The organism is Cupriavidus sp. R6-3, from assembly GCF_059772245.1.
On record NZ_JCBAJO010000006.1, the window covers coordinates 17,829 to 39,616 of the forward strand.

Annotated in this window: 17 protein-coding genes; 11 read left to right on the forward strand and 6 right to left on the reverse strand. The window is 67.1% G+C overall.

The features are described 5' to 3' along the window. Positions 1 to 12 precede the first annotated feature (12 nt). Both AC6EI8_RS02495 and ant(3'')-Ib read left to right on the forward strand, forming a co-directional pair. On the forward strand, positions 13 to 1,473 hold the full coding sequence (locus AC6EI8_RS02495) for an amidase (protein ID WP_498381197.1): 1,461 nt from the start codon (positions 13 to 15) through the stop codon (positions 1,471 to 1,473). Between the two features lie 107 nt (positions 1,474 to 1,580). After that, positions 1,581 to 2,381, forward strand: a complete 801-nt coding sequence (gene ant(3'')-Ib, locus AC6EI8_RS02500) for an aminoglycoside nucleotidyltransferase ANT(3'')-Ib (RefSeq protein WP_498381198.1) — start codon at positions 1,581 to 1,583, stop codon at positions 2,379 to 2,381. Positions 2,382 to 2,402: 21 nt separating this feature from the next. On the opposite strand, the gene AC6EI8_RS02505 is transcribed toward ant(3'')-Ib, so the two are convergent. Beyond that, entirely contained in the window at positions 2,403 to 3,551 is a 1,149-nt protein-coding gene (locus AC6EI8_RS02505) for an MFS transporter (RefSeq protein ID WP_265633499.1), read from the reverse strand. Between the two features lie 374 nt (positions 3,552 to 3,925). On the opposite strand from AC6EI8_RS02505, the gene AC6EI8_RS02510 reads away from it, so the two are divergent. Both AC6EI8_RS02510 and AC6EI8_RS02515 read left to right on the forward strand, forming a co-directional pair. Beyond that, the gene (locus AC6EI8_RS02510) at positions 3,926 to 4,576 is read left to right on the forward strand and encodes a LysE family translocator (RefSeq protein WP_149316742.1); all 651 of its coding nucleotides are present in this window, start codon (positions 3,926 to 3,928) and stop codon (positions 4,574 to 4,576) included. Positions 4,577 to 4,854: 278 nt separating this feature from the next. Then, entirely contained in the window at positions 4,855 to 5,298 is a 444-nt protein-coding gene (locus tag AC6EI8_RS02515) for a GNAT family N-acetyltransferase (protein WP_149316743.1), read from the forward strand. 27 nt (positions 5,299 to 5,325) lie between these two features. Here the strand turns inward: AC6EI8_RS02515 and AC6EI8_RS02520 are convergent, their stop codons facing one another. Continuing rightward, complete coding sequence (locus AC6EI8_RS02520; protein WP_498381199.1) at positions 5,326 to 5,955, reverse strand: response regulator transcription factor; 630 nt, start codon at positions 5,953 to 5,955, stop codon at positions 5,326 to 5,328. Positions 5,956 to 6,202: 247 nt separating this feature from the next. Between AC6EI8_RS02520 and AC6EI8_RS02525 the strand changes: the two genes are divergently transcribed. From AC6EI8_RS02525 to AC6EI8_RS02545, 5 genes are all read left to right on the forward strand, one after another. Further along, positions 6,203 to 8,317 carry a TonB-dependent siderophore receptor gene (locus AC6EI8_RS02525; protein ID WP_498381200.1) on the forward strand — a complete coding sequence of 705 codons (2,115 nt, stop codon included), beginning with the start codon at positions 6,203 to 6,205 and terminating at the stop codon, positions 8,315 to 8,317. Positions 8,318 to 8,638: 321 nt separating this feature from the next. Next, a complete protein-coding gene (locus tag AC6EI8_RS02530) occupies positions 8,639 to 9,586 on the forward strand; it encodes a tripartite tricarboxylate transporter substrate binding protein (RefSeq protein ID WP_226107661.1) in 948 nt (315 codons plus the stop codon). 50 nt (positions 9,587 to 9,636) lie between these two features. Beyond that, a complete protein-coding gene (locus tag AC6EI8_RS02535) occupies positions 9,637 to 10,428 on the forward strand; it encodes an enoyl-CoA hydratase/isomerase family protein (RefSeq protein WP_149316747.1) in 792 nt (263 codons plus the stop codon). A gap of 4 nt (positions 10,429 to 10,432) precedes the next feature. Then, complete coding sequence (locus AC6EI8_RS02540; RefSeq protein WP_498381201.1) at positions 10,433 to 12,538, forward strand: acetate--CoA ligase family protein; 2,106 nt, start codon at positions 10,433 to 10,435, stop codon at positions 12,536 to 12,538. Positions 12,539 to 12,612: 74 nt separating this feature from the next. Further along, entirely contained in the window at positions 12,613 to 13,440 is an 828-nt protein-coding gene (locus AC6EI8_RS02545; RefSeq protein ID WP_498381202.1) for an IclR family transcriptional regulator, read from the forward strand. A gap of 33 nt (positions 13,441 to 13,473) precedes the next feature. Here AC6EI8_RS02545 and AC6EI8_RS02550 read toward each other — a convergent pair whose 3' ends face one another. The 3 genes from AC6EI8_RS02550 to AC6EI8_RS02560 form a co-directional block, all read right to left on the reverse strand. Next, positions 13,474 to 16,620 (reverse strand): efflux RND transporter permease subunit, encoded by a 3,147-nt coding sequence (locus AC6EI8_RS02550; RefSeq protein ID WP_498381203.1) that lies wholly within the window; start codon positions 16,618 to 16,620, stop codon positions 13,474 to 13,476. Continuing rightward, positions 16,617 to 17,720: an efflux RND transporter periplasmic adaptor subunit gene (locus tag AC6EI8_RS02555; RefSeq protein ID WP_498381204.1), complete on the reverse strand. Its 1,104-nt coding sequence runs from the start codon at positions 17,718 to 17,720 to the stop codon at positions 16,617 to 16,619. Before AC6EI8_RS02555 ends, AC6EI8_RS02550 begins: the two co-directional genes overlap by 4 nt. 75 nt (positions 17,721 to 17,795) lie before the next feature. Beyond that, a complete protein-coding gene (locus tag AC6EI8_RS02560; RefSeq protein WP_149316752.1) occupies positions 17,796 to 18,413 on the reverse strand; it encodes a TetR/AcrR family transcriptional regulator in 618 nt (205 codons plus the stop codon). Positions 18,414 to 18,503: 90 nt separating this feature from the next. On the opposite strand from AC6EI8_RS02560, the gene AC6EI8_RS02565 reads away from it, so the two are divergent. Beyond that, complete coding sequence (locus AC6EI8_RS02565) at positions 18,504 to 19,964, forward strand: efflux transporter outer membrane subunit (RefSeq protein WP_498381206.1); 1,461 nt, start codon at positions 18,504 to 18,506, stop codon at positions 19,962 to 19,964. Between the two features lie 182 nt (positions 19,965 to 20,146). Next, a complete protein-coding gene (locus AC6EI8_RS02570; RefSeq protein ID WP_265632788.1) occupies positions 20,147 to 20,743 on the forward strand; it encodes an alpha-ketoglutarate-dependent dioxygenase AlkB in 597 nt (198 codons plus the stop codon). A gap of 42 nt (positions 20,744 to 20,785) precedes the next feature. Here the strand turns inward: AC6EI8_RS02570 and denD are convergent, their stop codons facing one another. Further along, positions 20,786 to 21,757 (reverse strand): D-erythronate dehydrogenase, encoded by a 972-nt coding sequence (gene denD / locus AC6EI8_RS02575; RefSeq protein WP_149316754.1) that lies wholly within the window; start codon positions 21,755 to 21,757, stop codon positions 20,786 to 20,788. Positions 21,758 to 21,788: the final 31 nt, after the last annotated feature.

Genomic DNA, 21,788 nt, shown 5'->3' on the forward strand with positions numbered 1-21,788 from the left:
GAAGGGACGAGCATGCGAAAGAACCCCAACGACATCGGCGCCGCGGCTCGCGCAGCCTCGCTGCCGGCGGCATTGTGGCAATGGGATGCCGCCGACTTGGCGGCGCAGATTCGCGCCGGCACGGTGTCGAGCGTGGAGGCGGTCCACAGCGTGTACGAGCGCATCGACGCCATCAATCCGCGGCTCAATGCGATCGTCCATGCGGATCGCGAGCGGGCGTTCGAAGCGGCCCGGCGGGCCGACGCCTTGCGTTCGACTTTGCCGGGCCCGCTCGGACCCCTGCATGGCGTGCCGGTGACGATCAAGCTCAACGCCGACGTCGAAGGCGAGGCGACGAGCAACGGCGTGCCGGCCTACCGTAGCCGCGTGCCGCGGGAGGACGGTCCTGTCGTCGCGAACCTGCGGCGCGCCGGCGCGATCGTGGTCGGGCGGACCAATGTGCCGCCGTTCTCGTTTCGCTGGTTCACCGAGAACCCGCTGCACGGCAGGACGCTGAATCCCTGGAGCGCCGATATCACGTCGGGCGGTTCCAGCGGCGGCGCGGCGGTGGCGGTCGCCGCCGGCATGGGCGGGCTCGCGCACGGCACCGACATCGCCGGGTCGATCCGCTATCCCGCCTATGTCAACGGCGTGGTCGGCCTGCGGCCCACGCCCGGACGCGTGCCGGCCTGGCAGCCGACGGCCGATCCGCGTCTCGCCGGCCTGCAGCTGTTCTCGGCGCAGGGGCCCCTGGCGCGATGCGTCGACGATGTCGAGCTCGGGTTCCGCGCCATGGCATCGAGCGGATCGCGCGATCCGACCTGGGTCGGGATGCCGCTGGATTTCCCGGACGACGCGGCGCCGGTGCCCGTGGCCTGCGTGGACGAGATTCCCGGCACGCGGCTCGCCCCGGAAGTGGTACGCGCCATTGGGCAGGCAGCCAGCGCGCTGCAAGCCGCCGGCTACCGCGTCGAACGCGCCGCGCCGCCACGGCTCGACGAAGCGCTGGATATCTGGTTGACCATCGTGATGACGGAAGTCCCGATGGGCATGATGGCCGCCGTGGAGGCGACGCGCGACCCATCGATCATCGCGTCGGTAAGGAACATGGCCGCCTGCGCGCCGCCGCCGGACCTGCGCACCTATGCCGCGGCCTTCGCGCGGCGCGACGCGCTCCGCCGCGAGTGGAACGCGTTTCTCGAGCGCTATCCGCTGGTGCTGATGCCGACATCCTGCCGTCCGCCGATGCCGTGGGGCGAGGACCTGCACGATCTCGAACGGATGCAGATGCTGCTGAGGGATCAGTCCCCGCTGATCGGCGTCGCGGCGATGAGCCAGCCGGGTTTGCACGTGCCAACCGGTATCGACAGCGGACTGCCGACCGGCGTGCAACTGGTGGCCGGAAGTTTCCGCGAACAGCGGTTGCTGGCAGCGGGCAGGGTGATCGAGTGGGACGCGGGAATGCCTCGATTTCATGACGCGCTGGAGCGGTGAGCCAGGGGAGCGCGCTCGTGGACGTGTTGGGGCCGACAGCGCGCTAGTATTGCGGTTCGATTGGAAACCGCCAACGACGCCACGACGCCCCACGACGCCACCGCACCATGCCACCGCCTGCGAACGACCCCGTCCCGATCGAAGTCCAGCCCATTCTCGATGTCGTGGTCCGCGCGCTGGGTGACGACATCGCCGGCGCGTACCTGTTCGGCTCCGCCATTGCCGGCGGGCTGCGGCCGGACAGCGATGTCGACCTGCTGGTGCTGACGCATCGAACGATGTCCCGGCAGAGCCGCGAGGATCTGGTGGCCGCGTTGATGGAAGTCTCCGGCGCGCGCGCGGGGCGGGGGCCGGCCCGCAATGCCGAGGTCACGGTCGTCGTGCTCGGCGACATCGCCCCGTGGCGCCACCCGGCACGGAGCGACTTCGTCTACGGCGAATGGCTGCGCGGCGATTTCGACGCGGGCGTGGTGCCGGTGCCGACGATTGATCCCGATCTGACGCTGGTGCTCGCCACGGCCTTGCAGAGCCACCGCGCATTGATGGGGCCGGCGCTTGCCGAGTTTCTCCCCGCGATTCCTTACGCCGATATCCGGCGCGCGATGGCGGACAGCTTGCCGGGGCTGGTGGCCAACGTCCGCGGCGACGAACGCAACGTCATGCTGACGCTGGCCCGCATGTGGGTCACGGTTGCCACGGGCGACATCGTGCCGAAGGACGCGGCGGCCGATTGGCTGCTGCCGCGTCTGCCGCCGGAGCGGCGCGCGTTATTGGCGACGGCGCGCGACGCGTATCGCGGTCATGTCGCCGACGAAGCCTGGCACGAATGTCGGGCCGACGTCAGCGAATGGGTGAGCGAGGTCAGCCAGGCCATCGCGCGAACGCTCCACGACAGCGTCAAGGCATGACTGATCGCCCAGGCCGCCACGCTAGGCGGTGCGCCTGACCTGGGCGGCCATCACGATCAGCGCCGCGACCGCGAGGGCCAGCGGCACGAACGATACCCACAGCACGGTATCCCAGTCGTACGCGGCCAATAGACCGCCGGAGGCAAACGAGCCGATCGCCATCGTGCCGAAGACGATGAAGTCGTTCAGCGACTGCACCTTGGTCTTTTCCTCGGGCCGGTGGCACTCCAGCACCAGCGCCGAGGCGCCGACGAAGCCGAAGTTCCAGCCCAGCCCCAGCAGGATCAAGGTCAGCCAGAAGTGGGCCACGTCGATGCCGGTCAGGCCGATCGCCGCGGAGATCCCGGTCAGCAGCAGGCCGGCCGAGACGACGCGCTGCGCGCCGAAGCGGGTAATCAGCCGTCCCGTGAAGAAGCTGGGCGCGTACATCGCGATGACGTGCCACTGCAGGCCGAGGTTGGCGTTCTCCTGCGAATGGCCGCACAGATGCATCGCCAGCGGCGCCGCCGTCATCAGGAAATTCATCAGCATGTAGGTCACGGCCCCGCACATGACCGCGGTGACGAACAGCGGCTGGCGCGCGATCGTCGACAACGGCCGCCCCCTGGCGACTTCCGCCGCCGTCGGCATCGGCAGCCGCACGCCCCACAGCACCAGCGCCGACACCAGCGCGACGACGGCCTGCATGACGAAGGTCGCCGCGAACATGTGCGGCGGCCACAGATGCATGGTGTGCGTGACCAGTTGCGGGCCGACGACCCCGGCGACGACGCCGCCTCCCATCACGAACGAGAGCGCGCGCGGACGCAGCGCCGGCGAGACGCCGTCGGCCGCGGCGAAGCGGAACGACAGCACCACGGCCGCATAGGCGCCGCCGAAGAAGGTCGCCAGGCAGAACAGCCAGAACGAGCTCCACACGACCGCGGCCGCGGCCAGCAGGCCGACCAGCACGCCGCAGGCGGTGCCGGCCAGGAAGGAGGCACGCCTGCCGTAACGGCGCGCGATGGCGCCCGTCGGCAGGATGCACGCCGCCATGCCGACGACGAAGATCGAAATGGGCAGCGTGGCCAGCGTCTTGTCCGGGGCGAGCATGTCGCCGACGATCGCGCCGGTCGCGTAGACCACGACCGAATTCGCGCCTGCCAGCGCCTGCGCGACGGTCAGCCGCATGATGTTGCCGCGCTGCTCGCGTTCGGAGAGTTCGGCGACGGAATCGCTCAATGCGGCTGGGGCGACGTTTGACAAGACATACCTCGGCAGAAAATTGGGTTCCCACTTCTGAACGGTGACGCAGGGTCGGTGGAAATCCCGGGACGGGAGGACAGCGGCGATTCTTTGAGGATTATCCTCGACCGGCAAACAAGATTAAATATCGATGATGGAAAGAATGCCTTTGCCGATAGGCAATTCGCCGCGTACCGCGCCATTGGAACGCCTGGGCGCAAGGTAAAGCATGCTGCAGCGCATGACCGGCCCCGATGTCGGTCCTGCTGTAGAGTAACGGTTCTTCTTCCCAGCGATGCTCGCCACCAGGAGACCGAGCCATGGAATTCGTTATCCCCAGTACAGGCAATCTGATTCTGTTCGTCAGCGCGGCGCTCGTGTTGTTGGTGATTCCGGGCCCCGCGGTGCTGTACATCATCGCGCAATCGGTGGAGCAGGGCCGCAAGGCCGGGCTGGTATCGGATCTGGGCATCCATACGGCCACGCTGGTGCACGTGCTGGCCGCCGCGCTGGGCCTGTCCGCATTGCTGGCCTCGTCGGCCGTGGCGTTCAGCATCCTGAAGTATGCCGGTGCCGCCTATCTGATCTGGCTCGGGCTGAAGAAGATCTTCGGCCGGCCGGGGCCCGTTGCCGTCGATGCCGTACCGCAGCAGCGCCGCTATGCGCGGCTGTTCCGCGACGGCTTCATTGTCAATCTGCTCAATCCCAAGACGGCGTTGTTCTTCCTGGCCTTCCTGCCGCAGTTCGTCGACGTCGGCCGCGGCCACGTGGCGATGCAGATCGTGTTCCTGGGATTGCTGTTCACGCTGCTGGGCCTGGTCAGCGATGCGTGCTATGCGTTTGCCGCGAGCGCGGCGGGCCGCTGGCTACGGCATAGCCGCGGGTATCTGACGTTCGAGCGCTACGTCGGTGGCTCGTTGCTGATCGGGCTGGGCATTACGGCGGCGTTTGCGGGGAACGGCAAGAAATAGCGGCGGCGGTCCACATGGAATTGGAATTGCCGCGTCGATACAACCGGATATCGCGCGGCGTCCTTCCTCTGTTGATGGCCTTGATGGCGTTGATGGCCCTGCGATTTTCATCTCGCACATTCCGACTCTAAGCGGCTCGCCGAGAAAATCAAGTATTCCTATGGATAGTGGTTAGGCGCGGCCAATTGCGCCATCCTTGCCCGACGGGATGCAGGGCTGCATCGTCTCGGCATCATCGATGCAGCATCGAGACGCGTCCCCGTAGCGGAGTGCAAGGAATGATCAGGGGCGTGAGAATTCGAGCCGCCAAGGCGGTCGATTTGGCAGCAGTCCTGGAGGTGCTCGATATCTGCAGTCTGAAGTACAAGGTAGCCGAAGCATCGACCCATCTGTATCACCTCGCCATGCTTGGCAAACAGCCGATCGGCTGCGTATGCGGCGAGATTCATGGCGAAACGGTCGTCATCCGCGCAGTCGCCGTTCTTCCCGAATATCGCGACCAACGGATCGCGACACATCTCGTCGGCGCCGTGCTGATGCGCGCCCGCGCCAATGGCTGCAAATCCGCTGCCTTGTTTACCAACAGGCATCCAAGCTTCTTTGCGCGATACGGCTTTTCGCTCAGTTCCCCGGAGCAATTGCCGGAAGAGATCCGGATCGCCAGGGACTTCCACCGGCGTTTCAGCGCAAGGACATACTGCATGTGCCGCCGTCTTGATTGACGCATCGACGCGCGGCCATGCAACGTGTCAGGCCGGCCTGTCCGGTGCTTGCGCATCGGGCCACGCCAGTTGCGCGCCGCGCTGGCGCGCGGCATAGATGGCTTCCGCCTTGTTGCGCGCGCCCAGGCGTTGGTACAGCTGCCCCGAATGACTTTTGACTGTCGCAAGCGAGATGTCCAGCATGCGGCTGATGACCTTTTGCTGGTGCCCCATCGAAAGCAGCACCAGTATCTGGTATTGACGCAGTGTCAGGTCGAGCTTGCGCGCTTCCTCCTCTGCGTCGGCGAACGCGTCGCCCAACGCCGATGGCTGTGGCATGGGACGAATGCCCGCGGATATCACGCGCACGGCATGCTCGAACGCAGCCTGCCTGTGGTCGGCGGCGTTCCCATCGATTTGCTCCAGGCACGGCAACAGCACGATCGGCAATTCGCGCGCGCAATGCCACGCCTTTTCCAATTGCGCCATGGCAAGCTCGTACGAAGAGGCTTTCGCCATGATCAGAAGTTGCGCCCCATGCTCGGCCAACTGGCTGCACAGCGTTTCGAGTTCGGAAAAACCGATGCAGGAAACCAGTTCGACATCGCGGTGACGCCGCAGCCAATCGGCGAGCGCCGTTTGTCGCGTGGGATTTTCCACAATCAGCAGCGCACGCATTGGTCCTCCCCGCCACTGTAGAGACCGTTTGTCGATTTGCCGGAAGGTGCCCGACCGAGTCAGGCCGTTCCGTTGTGGTCCCTGATGGAAGGTTTGATGGACGATGGTTTAAATGTCAAGGACGCTTACGCTGAACCCGTTCCGCGATCCGGCATCATCCCGACCCTGGGCGAGGGCTAATCGAAATGCGAATCGTTCGCGATTCCGGTTATCATTGCCGGTTTTCCGCCGACTTTTCGCTCCTTCGATGTCCATCACCCTGTCGACCCGCCGCTTCGCCTGGCCGGTCACGCTGGCTGTCCTGTCCGGGTTCGGGCTCGGTATGGCCCACGCCGACACGCCCAGCAACGATGCCCCCGCCGATCTACCCGAAGTCCGCGTCAGCGCGAATGCCGGCGGCGGCTACGTGCCTACCGAAAGCCGCGGCGCGACGCGCACCGACACGCCGTTGCGCGAAATACCGCAATCCGTTCGCGTGGTCACCACCGAACTGATCGACGACCTCGGCGCCACGCGCCTCGCCGACACGGTCGACTACGTCAGCGGCGTTTCGCGCCTGAACGATTTCGGCGGCACCTGGGACAACTATGCAATCCGCGGCTTCAGCAGCACGGACATGGGATACCTGGTCAATGGCTTCCCCGGCTCTCGCGGCTATAACCCGATGCGCGACACCGCCACGGTCGAGCGCTTCGAATTCCTCAAGGGCCCGGCGGCCGCCGTCTACGGCAGCAGCGAGCCGGGCGGCACGATCAATATCGTGACCAAGAAGCCGAGGTTCACCCCGGCGACGAGCGCCGAGCTCAGCGTCGGCACGCTCGGCTTTCGGCGTGCCGCGGTCGACAGCACCGGTCCGATCACCGACAAGCTGGCCTACCGCCTGAACGTCATGGGCGAGGACGGCGCGAGCCGCAGTTCGCTGATCGACAACAACAAGTACCTCGTCGCGCCGGCGCTGGCATGGGCGCTCGACGACAAGACGCTGCTGCAGTACGAAGGCGAGTTCATGCGCGTGCGCACGCCGCTGGACCGCGGCCTGGTCAACGTCAACGGCAGGATCGACCTGCCGCGCAACCGCTATCTGGGCGAGCCCAACGATCCGAACCTGCATCTGTCGAGCGATACGCATCAGCTGACGCTGGAGCGCGAGCTGGCGCCGGGCTGGCGTACCCGCATCGGGGCGAGCTACAAGGAGTCGGGCTTCGAAGGCTATGCCGCCGATCTCGGCAGTGTGCTGCCCGACGGCCGCACGCTGACCCGCCGCCACAGCTGGCGCACGCTGCCGTCGCGCGACACTTCGATGCAGGCCGAAGTCGAAGGCAACTTCGACACGGGCGGCCTGGGACATCGCATGCTGTTCGGCGTCGACGCGTCGCGCCTGCACATGGGCATGGACATCGCGTACTCGACGCTTGCGACCAACCCCTATGCGATCGACATCTACCAGCCGGTCTACGGCCAGCCCAAGCCGCCGCTGGTGATGACGACCTCGACGCGAGAGAACCAGCGCAACGTGGGCGCCTTCGTCCAGGACGAGATTTCGCTGAGCGAGCAATGGAAGGTGCTGGCGGGCGTGCGCTTCGACAGCTATCACCAGCGCCTGGACAACCTGATCACCGGCCGGTCCACCAGCCAGGACCAACATGCCGTGTCGCCGCGCCTGGGCGTGACGTGGCTGCCCAATGCACAGACCTCGCTCTATGCCTCGTGGGGCAAGTCGTTCCGGCCCAACAGCGGCGTGGACGAGGCCGGCAATCCCTTCGATCCGCAGAGCGGACGCGCGCTGGAGGCGGGCGTCAAATGGCAATCGGCCGATGCGAAGCTGGGCGCGACGCTGGCGGTCTTCGACATCCGCAAGAGCAATGTGCTGACCCGCAGCCCGACCAATCCGAACTTCAGCGTCGCGGCCGGCGAGGTCACCAGCCGCGGCTTCGAGGCGGACGCCTTCGGCCAGCTCGACCAGCATTGGCGTGTCAGCGCCAGCTTCACGCTGACGAACGCCAAGGTCACCGAAGACAATGCCATCGCGCCCGGTACCCGCGTGACCAATATCCCGAAGGTCAGCGCCAGTCTGCTGGCGATCCGCGAAGATGCGATGCCGCGATTCGGCGGCCGCTATGGCGTCGGCACCGGCATCGTCTACGTGGGCTCGCGCTCGGGGAATGCCACCGACACGTATTCGCTGCCCGCCTATGCCACGGTCAAGCTGGTGTCGTACTGGCAGATCGACCGCAAGACGCGCGTCTTCTTCGACGTCCACAACGTGTTCGACAAGGAGTACTACCCCGCATCGTGGGGCAATCTCGCGGTGATCCCGGGCCTGGGCCGGCAGTTCGTCGCGGGCGTCAAATATCAGTTCTGAGGGCCGCCGGCGGGCGGCATCCCCGGACCGGCCGCACAGCGCATCGTGCCCGGCAGCGTGCTTCGCGCTGCCGGGCTTTTTTTCGTCCGTGTGATCCAGCATCGGCGGCATTTTCCGGCATTTCCATGCAATGGAAATAGGGGGCTGTATGCCGAGCGGACAAGGCCTAAGCTGTCTCCCACAAACAAGGCGCGCCTCGCCGGCAGGTGAACAGGCGGCGGCGCTTCAAGGATTTTCAGGAGACGCTTGATGCCATCGATCCGAACCCCGATTTTCGGCCCCATTTTCACTCCATTCGCCCGCCGGCTCGCCAGCGCCGCCATGCCGTTGCTGATGGCCGTTGCCGCGCCGCTGCCCGCGCTGGCAGCCTTCCCCGACAAGCCGATCCGCCTGGTCGTGCCGTTTGCCCCGGGCGGCGGAACGGACCTGATCGCGCGCGCGATGGGCGTCACCATGGGCGAGGATCTCGGCCAACCCGTGCTGGTCGACAACAAGCCGGGCGGCGGCACGATCATCGGGACCGACCTGGTCGCCAAGAGCGCTCCCGACGGCTACACGCTGGTGATGGCCACCATGGCCCACGCCGTCAATCCGAGCCTGCACAAGAAGCTGCCGTTCGATACCGACAAGGCGTTCTCGCCGGTCATGCTGGTGGGGCGCTCGCCCAATGTCCTGGTCGTCAAGCCGGACAGCCCCATCAAGACCGTGCAGGACCTGATCGCAGCGGCCAAGGCGCGGCCGGGCAAGCTCAACTACGCGTCGCAAGGCCCGGGCACCTCGGCCCATCTGGCGGGCGAACTCTTCAAGAAGCTCGCCAAGGTCGACATCACCCATGTGCCGTATCGCGGCGCCGGCCCTGCCATTACCGACCTGCTGGGCGGGCAGGTCGACGCGATGTTCGCCACCGCGGCTGCCGTCGCGCCGCACCTGGAGAGCGGCAAGTTGCGCGCGGTGGCGGTCACGACCGCGCAGCGTTCCCAGGCGCCGGCGCTGAGCAAGGTGCCGACCATCGCCGAGGGCGGCGTGCCCAATTACGTGGCCGACAGCTGGTATGGCCTGTTTGCGCCGGCCGGTACGCCGCCGGCCGTGATCGCGCGACTGAACGCGGCGGCGAAGAAGGCCGTGCAGACCGAAGCGTTCCGCAAGCGCGCCGAGCAGGAAGGCCTGGCCGTTGGTGGCGGCACGCCGGAAGAGTTCGGCCGCTACGTGAAGGGCGAGAGCGAGCGGTGGAGCAAGGTCATCAAGGAAGCCAACATCACCGTCGACTGAGCGCGGCGCCGACCACAGAACCCATTCCATACACCGCACCGGATCAAGACATGGACCACTACTCCCTGATCGAACTGAAGATCGAAGCGGGCATCGCGCTGCTCGCCTTCAACCGTCCCGACAAGCGCAACGCCATCAGCGACGACATGCGCACCGAATTGATCGATGCGCTCGAACGTGTGGCGTCGGACAAGGCGATCCGCGCGCTGGTGCTGACCGGCAACGGCAAGGGCTTCTGCGCCGGCGGCGACGTGGCCGGCATGCAGCGCCGCATGGAAGCGCCGCAGGGCGAGGTGGCGTTCAACGGGTGGAGCCGCCAGCAGCGCGTGCACCATACCGTCAAGCTGCTGCATACGATGCCCAAGCCCACCATTGCGGCGGTCAACGGCGCCGCGGCCGGCCTCGGCGCCGACACCGCGCTGTGCTGCGACTTCGTGCTCGCGTCGGAAGCGGCATCGTTCTCCTGGTCGTACATTCACCGCGGCCTGATCCCCGATGGCGGCGGCATGTATTTCCTGCCGCGCCGCGTCGGCCTGTCGATGGCAAAGGAACTCGTGTTCACCGGCCGCAAGGTGCCGGCGCAGGAAGCCAAGGCGCTCGGCATCGCCGACCGCCTCAGCACGCCCGAAGCGCTGCTCGACGATGCACTGCGCTGGGCCGCGGAACTGAGCCAGGGCTCGGCCACCGCCATCGCGCTGGGCAAGAGCATCATGAACCAGTCGTTCGAGCTGCCGGCCGACCAGGTGTTCGCGCAAGGCAGCCAGGCGCAAGGCATCTGCTACACCAGCACCGCGCATCGCGAGTCCGTGCTGGCCTTCCTCAACAAGACCAGCCAGGCCTGACACCATGAACGCCATTCAACGACTGGTCAAGCCGCGCAGCGTCGCCGTGATCGGCGCTTCGGCGGACCCCGCCAAGACCGCCGGCCGTCCCGTGTCCTACCTGCGCAAGCATGGCTTCAGCGGGGCGATCTACCCGGTCAACCCCAAGGTCGATTCGATCGACGGGCTGCGCTGCTATCCCGATATCGCCTCGCTGCCGGAGGTGCCGGACGTCGGCATCGTGCTGCTCGGCGCCGAGCGTGCTCACGTGGCGGTGCGGGAGTTGGCCGCCCGCGGTGCCGGCGCTGCGATCGTGCTGGCGAGCGGCTATACCGAGACCGGCGCGGAAGGCGCACGACGCCAGGCCGAGCTGATCGAGGCGGCCGGCAGCATGCGCCTGCTCGGGCCGAACACCATCGGGCTGGTCAACCTGACCGACAATATTCCGCTGTCAGCCAGCGGCGCGCTCGAGATGGACCGGTTTCCGGCGGGCAGCATCGGGGTGGTGTCGCAAAGCGGCGGCATCCTCGGTGCCTTGCTGTCGCGCGCCGCGGCACGCGGCATCGGGCTGAGCAAGCTGATCTCCACCAGCAACGAGGTGGACCTGGACCTCGCCGACTTCATCGACTACCTGGCCGACGACGAGGCCACCCGCGTGATCGCGCTGTACGTGGAGAGCGTGCGCAATCCGGAAACCTTCCGCCGTGCCGCGCTGAAGGCGAGGCGCGCCGGCAAGCCGGTCGTCGCGTTCAAGATCGGCCGCTCGGAGAGCGGGGCACGGGCCGCCGTGTCGCACACCGGCGCGCTGGCCGGCGCGGACCGGATGTACGACGCGCTGTTCGAGCAGGTTGGCGTGATCCGCGCGCAGAACTTCTCGGACCTGCTCGACATGCCGGCGGCGCTGGCGGCCGGGCGCAAGCTGCGCGGCAAGCGCATCGCCATCCTGACTTCGACCGGTGGCGCCGGCACCCTGGTCTCGGACAGCCTGGGGCTGGCCGGCTTCGAGACGCCCGCACCGGACGAGGACACCGCGGCAAAGCTGCGCGCGCTGCAGAAGGGCGACCATGCGGCGCTCGACCGCAATCCGATCGACGTGACGCTGGCGGGCTTGCAGCCGGACCTGCTGCGCGCCGCGATCCGCATCCTGCTCGATAGTCCGAGCTATGACGCGGTATCGGTGATCGTTGGTTCGTCCGGTCTGGCAATGCCGGACCTGATGGCCAATGCCATCCGCGACTGTCTTCCGGACAGCGACAAGCCGGTGATCGCCTTCGTCAGCCCGCATGCGCCGGAAGTGGGATCGCTGCTCAACCGCCGCGGCGTGCCGGCCTTCACCGCGCCGGAGGCATGCACCGTGGCGCTCGACGCCATGTGGCGGGCCGGCAGGGCCGCGACGGACGCCGACGAGGGCACGCCGGCGCTGCCGTTGCCTGACCTCGGTACGGTCGCTACGGGTTCGCTGGACGAGGCCGCGGCCAAGGCGTTGTTCGCGCGCTTTGGCATCCCGGTGGCGAAGGAGGTCATCGTCGGCAACGGCGAGGAGGCGAGCGCCGCCGCGCGGGACTTCGGCGGCAATGTCGTGCTGAAGGTGCTGTCGGCCGAGATCGCGCACAAGAGCGATATCGGCGGCGTGGCGGTCAATGTTCCGGCTGACGAGGTGGCGGGACGGCTGGCAACGATGGCGGCGGCGGTCCAGTCCGCGACGGGCATCGCGCCCGAGCGTTACCTGGTGCAGGAAATGGTCAGGGGCGGCGTCGAGGTTATCCTCGGCATGCACCGCGACGAGCTGGGTACCGCCATCCTGCTGGGCATGGGCGGCGTTGCCGCGGAGCTGTTCAGCGATACGACGCTGCGCCTGTTGCCACCCGGCCAGGGGCTGACGCGGCAGGCCGCATTGGAGATGATCCAGCGGCTGAAGACCGCGCCGCTGCTGCAAGGCTACCGCGGTCGTCCGGTCGCCGACGTGGAAGCGCTGGCGGACGCCATCGTCGCCTTCTCGCGGATGGTAGTCACGCTCGGCGACAGGCTGGTGGAGGCCGAGATCAACCCGGTGTTCGTCCTGCCGCAGGGTCAGGGCGTCGTGGCGGTCGATGGGGTGGCGATATTGGCCGGCGGGGGCAAGGGGGAATGAGGCAAGGGGGGGGCCGCCCCTTTGCAGCCATCGATGGCGCGGTCCCCTCCTGCATGCGAACGAGCCGATCCGCCATGGAGCACGCTCCTGCCGAATACACTGTCGGCATGGAACGGATCAAGCCAGGCCAGGGCAAGGCAACACCCAATCGCTCGCTCGAACGCGGAATCGCCGTGCTGCGCGCGTTCCGCGCCGGCTCCTCGATGCTGGGCAACGGCGAGATCGCCGAGCGAACCGGCCTGTCCCGATCGACCGTCAGCCGCCTGACGCAATCGCTGATCGAGACCGGCATGCTCGAATACGTCCCGCGCTTGCGCGCCTATCGGCTCGGCGTGTCGGTGCTCAGCATGGCCCACGCCATGCGCGACGGCTCGCAGATCCTCAAGGTCGCGACGCCGGTGATGGTGGAGGCCGCGGTGCGGCACAAGATCAATGTCGGCCTGGCCGCCGCCGACGGCGACGAGATGGTCTATCTCGAATCGTTCCGCTACAACCGGCGGCAGTCGCTGCGAACGGTGGTCAGCGGGCAGCGCATCCCGATGGCATTGACCTCGCTGGGACGGGCCTACCTCGCGACGCTCGCCCCCGACGCGTTCCAGGCGATGTTGCGGGCGATGGCAGAAAAACACCGGGGCCGCGGCTGGAGCCGCCTGTGCCGCGAAATCGAGGCGGCCGTCGTTTCGGTGCGCGAGAAGGGCTACTGCGTGGCGTCATGGCAGCCGCAGGTGGTTGCCATGGCGACGCCGCTGCAGATCAGTGGCTACGGAGTCCATGTCCTGAACGTCAGCGTATCGACGCAACAGGATATGGAGACCGTCGAGGCCGACCTGGCCGGGCCATTGATGGCGCTGTCCGCGACGATACAGGCGCGGATGCGCCGGCTCGAGAGCGAGATGGCCTGAGGTCTGCCACACCCGGCTTTCGGCCGGACGCGGCTAGCCCCCTGTGACCGGCTCCCGCTCCTGCCAGTGCTCCCGCGTCGGCCGATTCGCGTCGCCGGCGTCGCGATCGAGGGGAGGGCGATCCGTGGCGGGACGGATCCTGAACCAGATGGAGTACATGGCCGGCAGGAACACCAGGGTCAGCACCGTCCCCGCGAACGTGCCGCCGATCAGCGTGTAGGCGAGCGTTCCCCAGAACACCGAATGCGTCAGCGGAATGAACGCCAGGATCGCCGCCAGGGCCGTCAATATCACCGGCCGCGCACGCTGCACGGTGGCCTCGACGACGGCGTGGTACGGACTGAGTCCCTGTTGCTCGTTATGGTGGATCTGGCCGATCAGGATCAGCGTATTGCGCATCAGGATGCCGGACAGCGCGATCAGGCCGACCAGCGCATTGATGCCGAACGGCTCCCGGAAAATCAGCAGGGTCGGCACGACGCCGATCAGGCCGAGCGGACTGGTCGCGCACACCATCACCATCGCTGCAATCGAGCGCACCTGCAGGATGATGACGAGCAGCGTCAGCGCGATCATGATCGGGAACAGCGGCAGCATCGCCACCGTCGCCTTGCCGGATTCCTCGATCGAGCCCGCCTGTTCGATCCGATAGCCGGCGGGAAGCGCATCGACGATCGGCTGCAGCTCCTTCATGACGGCGCTCGATACGTCCGGAGGTTGCAAGTCTTCGGCGATGTCGCCTCGCACGGTGATGGTCGGCGTGCGATCGCGGCGCCGCAGGATGGGGTCCTCCATGCGGACGGAAACGGTTCCTGCCTGCGACAGCGGAATGCGCTGGCCGGCCGCTCCTTCCAGCGTGAAGCCGGCGATCTTCGACGGATCGAAGCGGATATCGCCGGCCGCGCGGCCCACCACCTGTACCGATCGAATGTCCTCGCGGACCTCGGTAAGCGGCACCCCGCTCAGCAGGAACTGCAGCTGCAGGGCCACCGAGCTCGACGTCAGCCCGATGGCCTGCAGACGATCCTGGTCCAGCGTGAAGCGCAAGGTGGGAACACGCGGACCCCAATCCGTATTGACCGTACGCATCATCGGATTGGCATGCATGACCGACTCGACGCGCGCGGCGATGGCGCGCAGCTTGTCCGGGTCCGGGCCCATGACACGGAACGCCACGGGAAACGGCGAATAGGGACCGAATACGAGCTGGGTCACGCGCACGCGTGCCTCGGCGGCCAGCCCATCGGCGACCGCCCGGCGCAGCCTGGCTTTGAGGGCTTCCCGTTCCTGCTGGTTGCCGGTCAGCACCACGATCTTGGCGAATGACGGATCGGGCACTTCCGGCGCCATGGCCAGGTAGAAGCGGGGAGCGCCCTGGCCGATGTAGGACGTCACGACCTTCGCCTCGCTCTGCTTCGCCAGCCAGGCTTCGACCTTCGCCGTCGCGGCGCCGGTTTGCTCGATCGCGGTGCCATACGGCATCTGCACTTCGACAAGCACCTCTGGCCGGTCGGAGGTCGGAAAGAACTGCTTCTTGACCAGCCCCATGCCGAGGATCGCCACCACGAATGCCGCGACGACGGTGCCGGCCACCAGCCATTTGCGGGCGATGACGTGCCGCAGCACCGCGCGCAGGCGTTGGTAGTGGCGAGTGTTGTAGATGGCATCGTGCCCCCCTTCGATCTTCCGGATGTCCGGCAGCATCCTGACCCCCAGATAGGGCGTGAATGCCACCGCGACGACCCACGATGCGATCAGCGCAATGCCGACGATCCAGAACATGTTGCTGGTGTATTCGCCCGCCGTGGAACGCGCGAAGCCGTTGGGCATGAAGCCGATGGCGGTGACCAGCGTGCCGGACAGCATCGGCGCCGCCGTGTGGCTCCAGGCGTAGGCCGAGGCGGCGAGACGGCTATAGCCTTCCTCCATCTTCACCACCATCATTTCGATGGCAATGATGGCGTCGTCGACCAGCAGCCCAAGTGCGAGGATCAGCGAGCCGAGCGTGATGCGGTCGAAGTTCTTGCCGGTGGCGACCATGATGACGAACACGGCCGCCAACGTCAGCGGCACCGCGGCCGCGACGACGAGACCGACGCGCCAGCCCATGCTGAGGAAGCAGACCACCATCACGACGAGCAGGGCGGCGAAAAACTTGGCCATGAACTCGTTGACCGCCGAGCTGATATTGACCGACTGATCCGTGACCTTGGTCAGGGTCATTCCCAGCGGCAGCGCCGCGTTGATTTTGGTGGTTTCCGCCTCGAGCGCCTTGCCCAGGTCGAGCCCGTTCCAGCCATCGCGCATGACGATGCCCAGCAGCAATGCCGGTTCGCCGTTGTTGCGGACCAGGAAGGTGGCGGGGTCTTCGTAGCCGCGCTCGACGGTCGCCACATCCGACAGCTTCAGCGTTCGGCCCTGCGCGGTGATCGGGGTCTGGCGGATTGTCTCCAGCTTGTCGAACGCGCCATCGACGCGGATGAAGACCTGCGGCCCCCGGGTTTCGATGGAACCGGCAGGGGTCAGCACGTTCTGCGCGCTGAGCGCCGCGAAGATGCCCTGCGGCGTGACGCCCAGCGTGGCGAGGCGGTCGTGGGAGAAGGAGACGAAGATGCGTTCGGGCTGCTCGCCGATGATGTTGACCTTCTTCACCCCCGGCACGTGCAGCAGTTGCTGACGCAGCGCTTCCGCCTCGCGCGCCAGCAGCCGCTGCGGCTCGCCTTTGGCCTTGAGCGCCAGCAGTGCAAAGGTGACGTCCGCATACTCGTCGTTGATCGTGGGTCCGATGACACCGGCGGGCAACCTCTTCGCCTCGTCGCCGAGTTTCTTGCGGGCCTGATAGAACTCCTCCTGGACCTCCGAAGGCGGCGTCCTGTCGAGCAGCGACACCATGGTGAAGGCCAGTCCGGGGCGCGTGTAGGTCTCGGTGCGGTCATACCACCGCAGCTCCTGCATGCGCTTCTCCAGCGGCTCGACGACCTGGTCCTGCATTTCCTGCGCTGTCGCGCCCGGCCATGCGGTGACGATCGTCATCTGCTTGACCGTGAACGGCGGGTCTTCCGCGCGGCCGAGCTGGAAGAACGCGAGAATGCCCGCGGCGGAGATCAGGACGATCAGGAACAGCGTGATGGAGCGCTCGCGCACTGCCAGCGCCGAAAGATTGAAACGCCCCTCGGTCATCGACGTTCTCCGGCGGTCGTCGCTTCGCCATCGCCGACAGGCCTGACGGTCTCGCCCTCACGCAGCAGATGGGCCCCCAGCGATACGATCCGGTCCCCGAGCTTGAGATTGCCCGACACCTGGGCCATGTCGTCGGTCAAGGCGAGCACCTTGACGGAGCGCCAGACCGCCTTCGCCGGGCTTCCTTCGATGACCCAGACGCCCGGCCCCTTGCCGGGATCGAACAATGCGCCGACCGGTACCAGCAACGACGGGGTGGCATTCGTGCCGTCCGGAATCTCGACGGTGACGGTGGCACCGAGCGGCGCCTGGGCCAGCGCGCCTTCGAGCACGTAGCGGGCCTCGAAGGTACGGCTGACCCGATCGGCCGCACTGGATATCTGCCGCAACTTCGCCGGCACGGCGGCCTCTCCGTTTCCGTACAGCCTGGCCTGCGCGACTGACCCCACGGCCGGCCGCAGCGTCTCGGGCAGATGCACGACGGCTTCGCGTTGTCCTGCCCGCGCCAGGCGCACCACCGGCTGGCCGGCGCTGACGACCTGACCTGGCTCGACCAGCGTCTCCACCACGACGCCATCCGCATCGGCAAGCAGCACGGCGTAGCTCGACGCATTCTGCGCGACGTCCGCCTGCGCCTCGGCGGCATTGAGTTGCGCGCGGGCCGAATCGGCCGCGGCCTTGATCTGATCGTATGCGGACGCCGACACAGCGCCTTCGGCGACCAGATCGCGGTAGCGCGCTTCGTCGTCCGCCGTTTGCCTGGCGCGCGCCCGCGCCGCGGCGACCGCCTCGCGCTGCGCCCGCGCCTGCAATCCCAGGTCCAGCGGGTCCATGCGCATCAGCGGCTGGCCGCGCCTGACGGTCTGCCCGGTATCGACGAGGCGCTCCAGCACCTTGCCGGAGACGCGAAAGCCAAGGTCGCTCTGCACCCGGGCGGCCACGATCCCCGTGAACGACCGCGACGGGGCGGATGCGGATTGCACCGTTCCCACCCTGACCAGCGGGGCCTCCGTGCGCGGATCGGAGGCAGAGGTGTCGCCGCATGCCGCAATGGCGAGCGGCAACAGGCAGACGGCATAGGGGGCAAGGTGCCGAAGCATGGGAATCCTTCCTGACGGAGCAGAATCCCCATTTTATAGATGTGACCAATTCAGTCAATGGTCACAACGAACATTTCACGGTGCTAGGCTGCGCAATATCAGGCTGGACAGGTGCCGTGTGGCTTCGGCGGCATTGTCGAGGTTGTGCTGCAGCAGCAGCGGATTGATGTACGGCCGCATCACCAGGAAGATCGCGTTGGCCGCCTCGTCCAGCGGAGTCTTGCGCTCGAACTCGCCGGACTCGCGGCCATCGCGCAGGATCTGCAGCACCAGGTTCCTGAGGTGGTCCTCGTAGGCGCGAACCGACGGCCAGGACTCGCTGGCCGAGGTCGCGGCGATGTCGTAGAGCTTGCGGTCGTTGAAAAAGAGGTGGCTGCCGGCCTCGACCAGAGCGCCGAACATGCGGCGCAGCCGCTCCGACGCGGAGGAGACGTCGGCAACGGCTTCGTCGACGGCCGCCATGATCGCGCTCAGGCGGTTGGAGCAGATGACCTCGCCGATCGCCTGCTTGGAGTCGAAGAACTTGTAGATGTAGGCCTTGGAAAAGCCGATGGCCTTCGCCAGGTCGGAGACGGTCGTCTTCTCATAGCCGTAAAGGCCGAAGTATTCGGTCGCCGCTTCGACGATCTGGTGTCGGACATCATGGTCCGACGGCCCCCGAAGCTGGGGCGCGGGAGAACGTGTCTTGGTCATTCCATCAGATTACCCCGTGCGGTAAGGGTTGACAACGAGTGACCGATTTGTATTATAGTCACTCGCATCCGCCCACCCGAGGTTCCGCCCATGCCTTCCCGCCGTCCCCTCGTTCTGCTGCTGTGCGCCGGCGTGATGGCTGGCTGCGCGGTGGGTCCCGACTACCGCCGGCCCGACCCGCCCATTGCCAGCCATTACATCGGGCAGGCGGCCGTCAAACAGGAGCGGGGCATGCCTGCCGCCGAGCTCGCGACCTGGTGGCAGTCGTTTGGAGATCCACTGTTGCCGCGCTTCGTGTCGTTGGCGCTGGAACAGAACCTGGACCTCGCGCAGGCGCAGGCGCGCGTCACGCAGGCGCGCGCCGGACTCAAGGCTGCCAACGCGGCCTTGCTGCCGTCAGGCGTGGTGAGCGGCTCGGCCGCCCGTGCGCATCAGGCGATAGAAACGCCGCTGGGACAGGTCCTCAATGCCACGCCCGGATACGACAGGTGGGGAAGTGCCTACGAAGTGGGCGTGGGAGCGAGCTGGGAGGTGGACGTGTTCGGTGGGCTGCGACGCGGCCGCGAAGCCGCGCTGGCCGACTATCAAGCGACGCAGGCCAGTGCCGTGGCGGCCCGGCTGGCGGTGGCCGCGCAGACGGCGGACATCTACATCGCCATCCGGGGCTTGCAGTCGCGTCTGGACATCGCCCGGCGGCAAGTCGGCACGCAGCAGGACCTGCTGGCGAAAGTCGGGTTGCTGTACGCGAAGGGACTGGCCGCCGAGTATCAAGTGCGACAGACCGAAGGGGCGCTGGCGCGCGTCCAGGCCACCGTTCCCGTCCTGCAGACGGGCCTCGATGCGGCGATGAACGCGCTGGACGTGATGTTGGGTGTCCCGCCTGGCACCCATCGCGCCGAACTCAAAGCCGCAGCACCGATTCCCGCGACGCCGCAGATCGCCGAGATGGGGACGCCCGCCGAGCTGCTTCAGCGCCGGCCGGACCTGATCGTTGCCGAACGCCGGCTCGCCGCGGCCAACGCCCGTATCGGCGAAGCGATGGCCGAGCATTTCCCCAAGTTTTCATTGAGCGGTCTTCTGGGAAGTGCCACGGCGATTTCCAGCGGCAATCTGCTGACCGGTGGCGCAAGCCAGGCGTCCGGTGTGCTCGGGCTGCGGTGGCGCCTGTTCGATTTCGGCCGCATCGATGCGCAGATCGATCTCGCGAAGGGGCGGGATGCCGAGGCCTTGGCCGCCTATCGCCAGTCCGTGCTGCGGGCCACCGAGGATGTGGAAAACGCCTTCTCGGCACTGGTCAATCGCCAGGAGCAAGCCGCCGTACTGACGCAAGGGGAGGCCTCGCTCTCCCGTGCCAGAAGATCGTCGTTCGCGGCCTACCAGCAGGGGGCCGCGAGCCTGATCGACGTGCTGCACGCCGACGAATCGCTTCTGCAGGCGGCGGATGCCCGGGCACAGGCACAGACGGAATCGGCGCGAGCGGCGGTCGCCGCATTCAAGGCGCTCGGTGGCGGCTGGCAGCCCTTGCCGCCCGAAGCGCTGGCGATTCGTTGATACGTGAGCAGGCCAATCGCGTTTGCTGCAGGGTGCTTTGCGACGGCGTCGTCGGCGTAGACTGGGCAGGTGCAGGCGGCACCTTCGGGTCCTCCCGCCACACGGTGGATTGCCAGTCGGCTTTCCTGCCGCCCGGCAAACCGGGCCCCGCGGAAGGCGCCGTGAAAGCCAGAAGGAACGCGATGGAACAGTTCAGCTTGTTCGAGGGCGACGCCGCGCCGGCCTCGATTCCGGGGCTCGTCTACCAGCCCGAATTCCTGTCCCTCGATGAAGAGGCGTCCCTCATCGGCATCATCCGGACGCTCCCGCTCGAAGCCGCAAGGTACAAGGGCTACCTGGCGCTGCGCCGCGTGGTGAGCTTCGGCGGCAGTTACGACTTTGACAGCAATCAATTGCGGCCGGCACAAGCCCTGGATGAGCGGCTGCTGCCGCTGCGCGAGCGCGTGGCGCAATGGGCCGGCGTGCCGCCGGAGCGGCTCGTGCATGCCCTGGTGGCCGAGTACGCCGCAGGTACGCCGCTGGGCTGGCACCGCGATGTGCCGGACTTCGAGCGCGTTTTTGGCGTCTCGCTAGGCGGCGCCGCGCGGCTGCGCTTTCGGCCCTATCCCTACAGCCCGTCGCTGCGGCGTCAGATCCTGGCGCTCGAAGTGCAACCCAGGTCGATCTATCGGCTGGAAGGCGACGCCCGTTGGCGGTGGCAGCACAGCGTCGAGCCGACGCGGGAATTGCGCTGGTCGATCACGTTTCGGGAGCGGCGGAACGCGGCGCGTTCGCCCTAGCGCAACTTCGGCGTAGGGCAACTCGCCTTGTCGCAACCCGTCTTAGCGCAACTCATCCTCGATATAGGCCCGCACGACATCGACGAAGCTCGCGTCGCCGCGCAGCCCCAGTTGCTCGGCGCGCGTCGTGTCCCAGCGGCCCGGCCAGCTGCCGACGATCTGCTGCACGCGGCTGTCGGGCTCGCGGCGGATGCGGTTGGCGGCCTCGTCGCCGGCGACCTCCCGCAGGGCGTCGATCATTTCGTCCACGGTCACGGAAACGCCCGGCAGATTGACGATGCGCCGGTTGCCCAGGCGTTCGCCGGGCAGCTCGCTGCCGGCGATCAGCGCCTCGATGGCGCGGCGCGGCGACAGCAGCCACAGGCGCGTGTCGCCCGGCACCGGGCAGATTGCCTCCTCGCCGTTCAGCGGTTCACGAATGATGCCGCTGGCAAACGACGAGGCGGCGGCATTGGGCCGCCCGGGACGCACGCTGATGGTTGGCAGCCGCAGCACGACGCCGTCGACAAAGCCGCGCCGGCTGTAATCGGCCAGCATCAATTCTGCGATCGCCTTTTGCGTGCCATAGGACGATTGCGGATTGAGCGCGGTATCGTCGCGCACCACCTCGGGCAGCGTGCCGCCGTAGACGGCCACCGAGCTGGTGAACACGACGCGCGGCCGATGGCCCCTCGCCCGGCACACTTCCAGCAGCGTGCGCGAGGCGTCGAGATTGATGCGCATACCGAGATCAAAATCGGCCTCGGCCTGGCCGCTGACAATGGCGGCCAGATGGAACACCACGGCGGTCTCGCGGTCGATCGCGCGTTCGAGCAGGGCGGCATCGGCGATATCGCCGACCAGCGTGGTGACGCGCTTGTCGGCGAAATCGTTGCCTTGCACGACATCGACCAGCACCAGTTCCGTGATGGGGGCTGGCTTGCCGTCGGGGCCGTTCAGTTCGCCGCGCGACAGCAGCTGTTTGGCCAGACGCTGGCCCAGGAATCCGGCGCCGCCGGTGATCAGCACTTTCATGATCGGTTGCCTTGTTGAAATCGCGATGAAT

Bases quoted from the DNA above. Each gene is read 5' to 3' on its own strand.
- denD (WP_149316754.1), bottom strand. From the start codon at position 21,757: ATGAAAGTGCTGATCACCGGCGGCGCCGGATTCCTGGGCCAGCGTCTG.
- AC6EI8_RS02525 (WP_498381200.1), top strand. From the start codon at position 6,203: ATGTCCATCACCCTGTCGACCCGCCGCTTCGCCTGGCCGGTCACGCTG.
- AC6EI8_RS02510 (WP_149316742.1), top strand. From the start codon at position 3,926: ATGGAATTCGTTATCCCCAGTACAGGCAATCTGATTCTGTTCGTCAGC.
- AC6EI8_RS02540 (WP_498381201.1), top strand. From the start codon at position 10,433: ATGAACGCCATTCAACGACTGGTCAAGCCGCGCAGCGTCGCCGTGATC.
- AC6EI8_RS02550 (WP_498381203.1), bottom strand. From the start codon at position 16,620: ATGACCGAGGGGCGTTTCAATCTTTCGGCGCTGGCAGTGCGCGAGCGC.
- AC6EI8_RS02535 (WP_149316747.1), top strand. From the start codon at position 9,637: ATGGACCACTACTCCCTGATCGAACTGAAGATCGAAGCGGGCATCGCG.
- AC6EI8_RS02505 (WP_265633499.1), bottom strand. From the start codon at position 3,551: ATGCGGCTGACCGTCGCGCAGGCGCTGGCAGGCGCGAATTCGGTCGTG.
- AC6EI8_RS02560 (WP_149316752.1), bottom strand. From the start codon at position 18,413: ATGACCAAGACACGTTCTCCCGCGCCCCAGCTTCGGGGGCCGTCGGAC.
- AC6EI8_RS02515 (WP_149316743.1), top strand. From the start codon at position 4,855: ATGATCAGGGGCGTGAGAATTCGAGCCGCCAAGGCGGTCGATTTGGCA.
- AC6EI8_RS02555 (WP_498381204.1), bottom strand. From the start codon at position 17,720: ATGCTTCGGCACCTTGCCCCCTATGCCGTCTGCCTGTTGCCGCTCGCC.
- AC6EI8_RS02570 (WP_265632788.1), top strand. From the start codon at position 20,147: ATGGAACAGTTCAGCTTGTTCGAGGGCGACGCCGCGCCGGCCTCGATT.
- AC6EI8_RS02565 (WP_498381206.1), top strand. From the start codon at position 18,504: ATGCCTTCCCGCCGTCCCCTCGTTCTGCTGCTGTGCGCCGGCGTGATG.
- AC6EI8_RS02520 (WP_498381199.1), bottom strand. From the start codon at position 5,955: ATGCGTGCGCTGCTGATTGTGGAAAATCCCACGCGACAAACGGCGCTC.
- AC6EI8_RS02495 (WP_498381197.1), top strand. From the start codon at position 13: ATGCGAAAGAACCCCAACGACATCGGCGCCGCGGCTCGCGCAGCCTCG.
- AC6EI8_RS02530 (WP_226107661.1), top strand. From the start codon at position 8,639: ATGCCGTTGCTGATGGCCGTTGCCGCGCCGCTGCCCGCGCTGGCAGCC.
- AC6EI8_RS02545 (WP_498381202.1), top strand. From the start codon at position 12,613: ATGGAGCACGCTCCTGCCGAATACACTGTCGGCATGGAACGGATCAAG.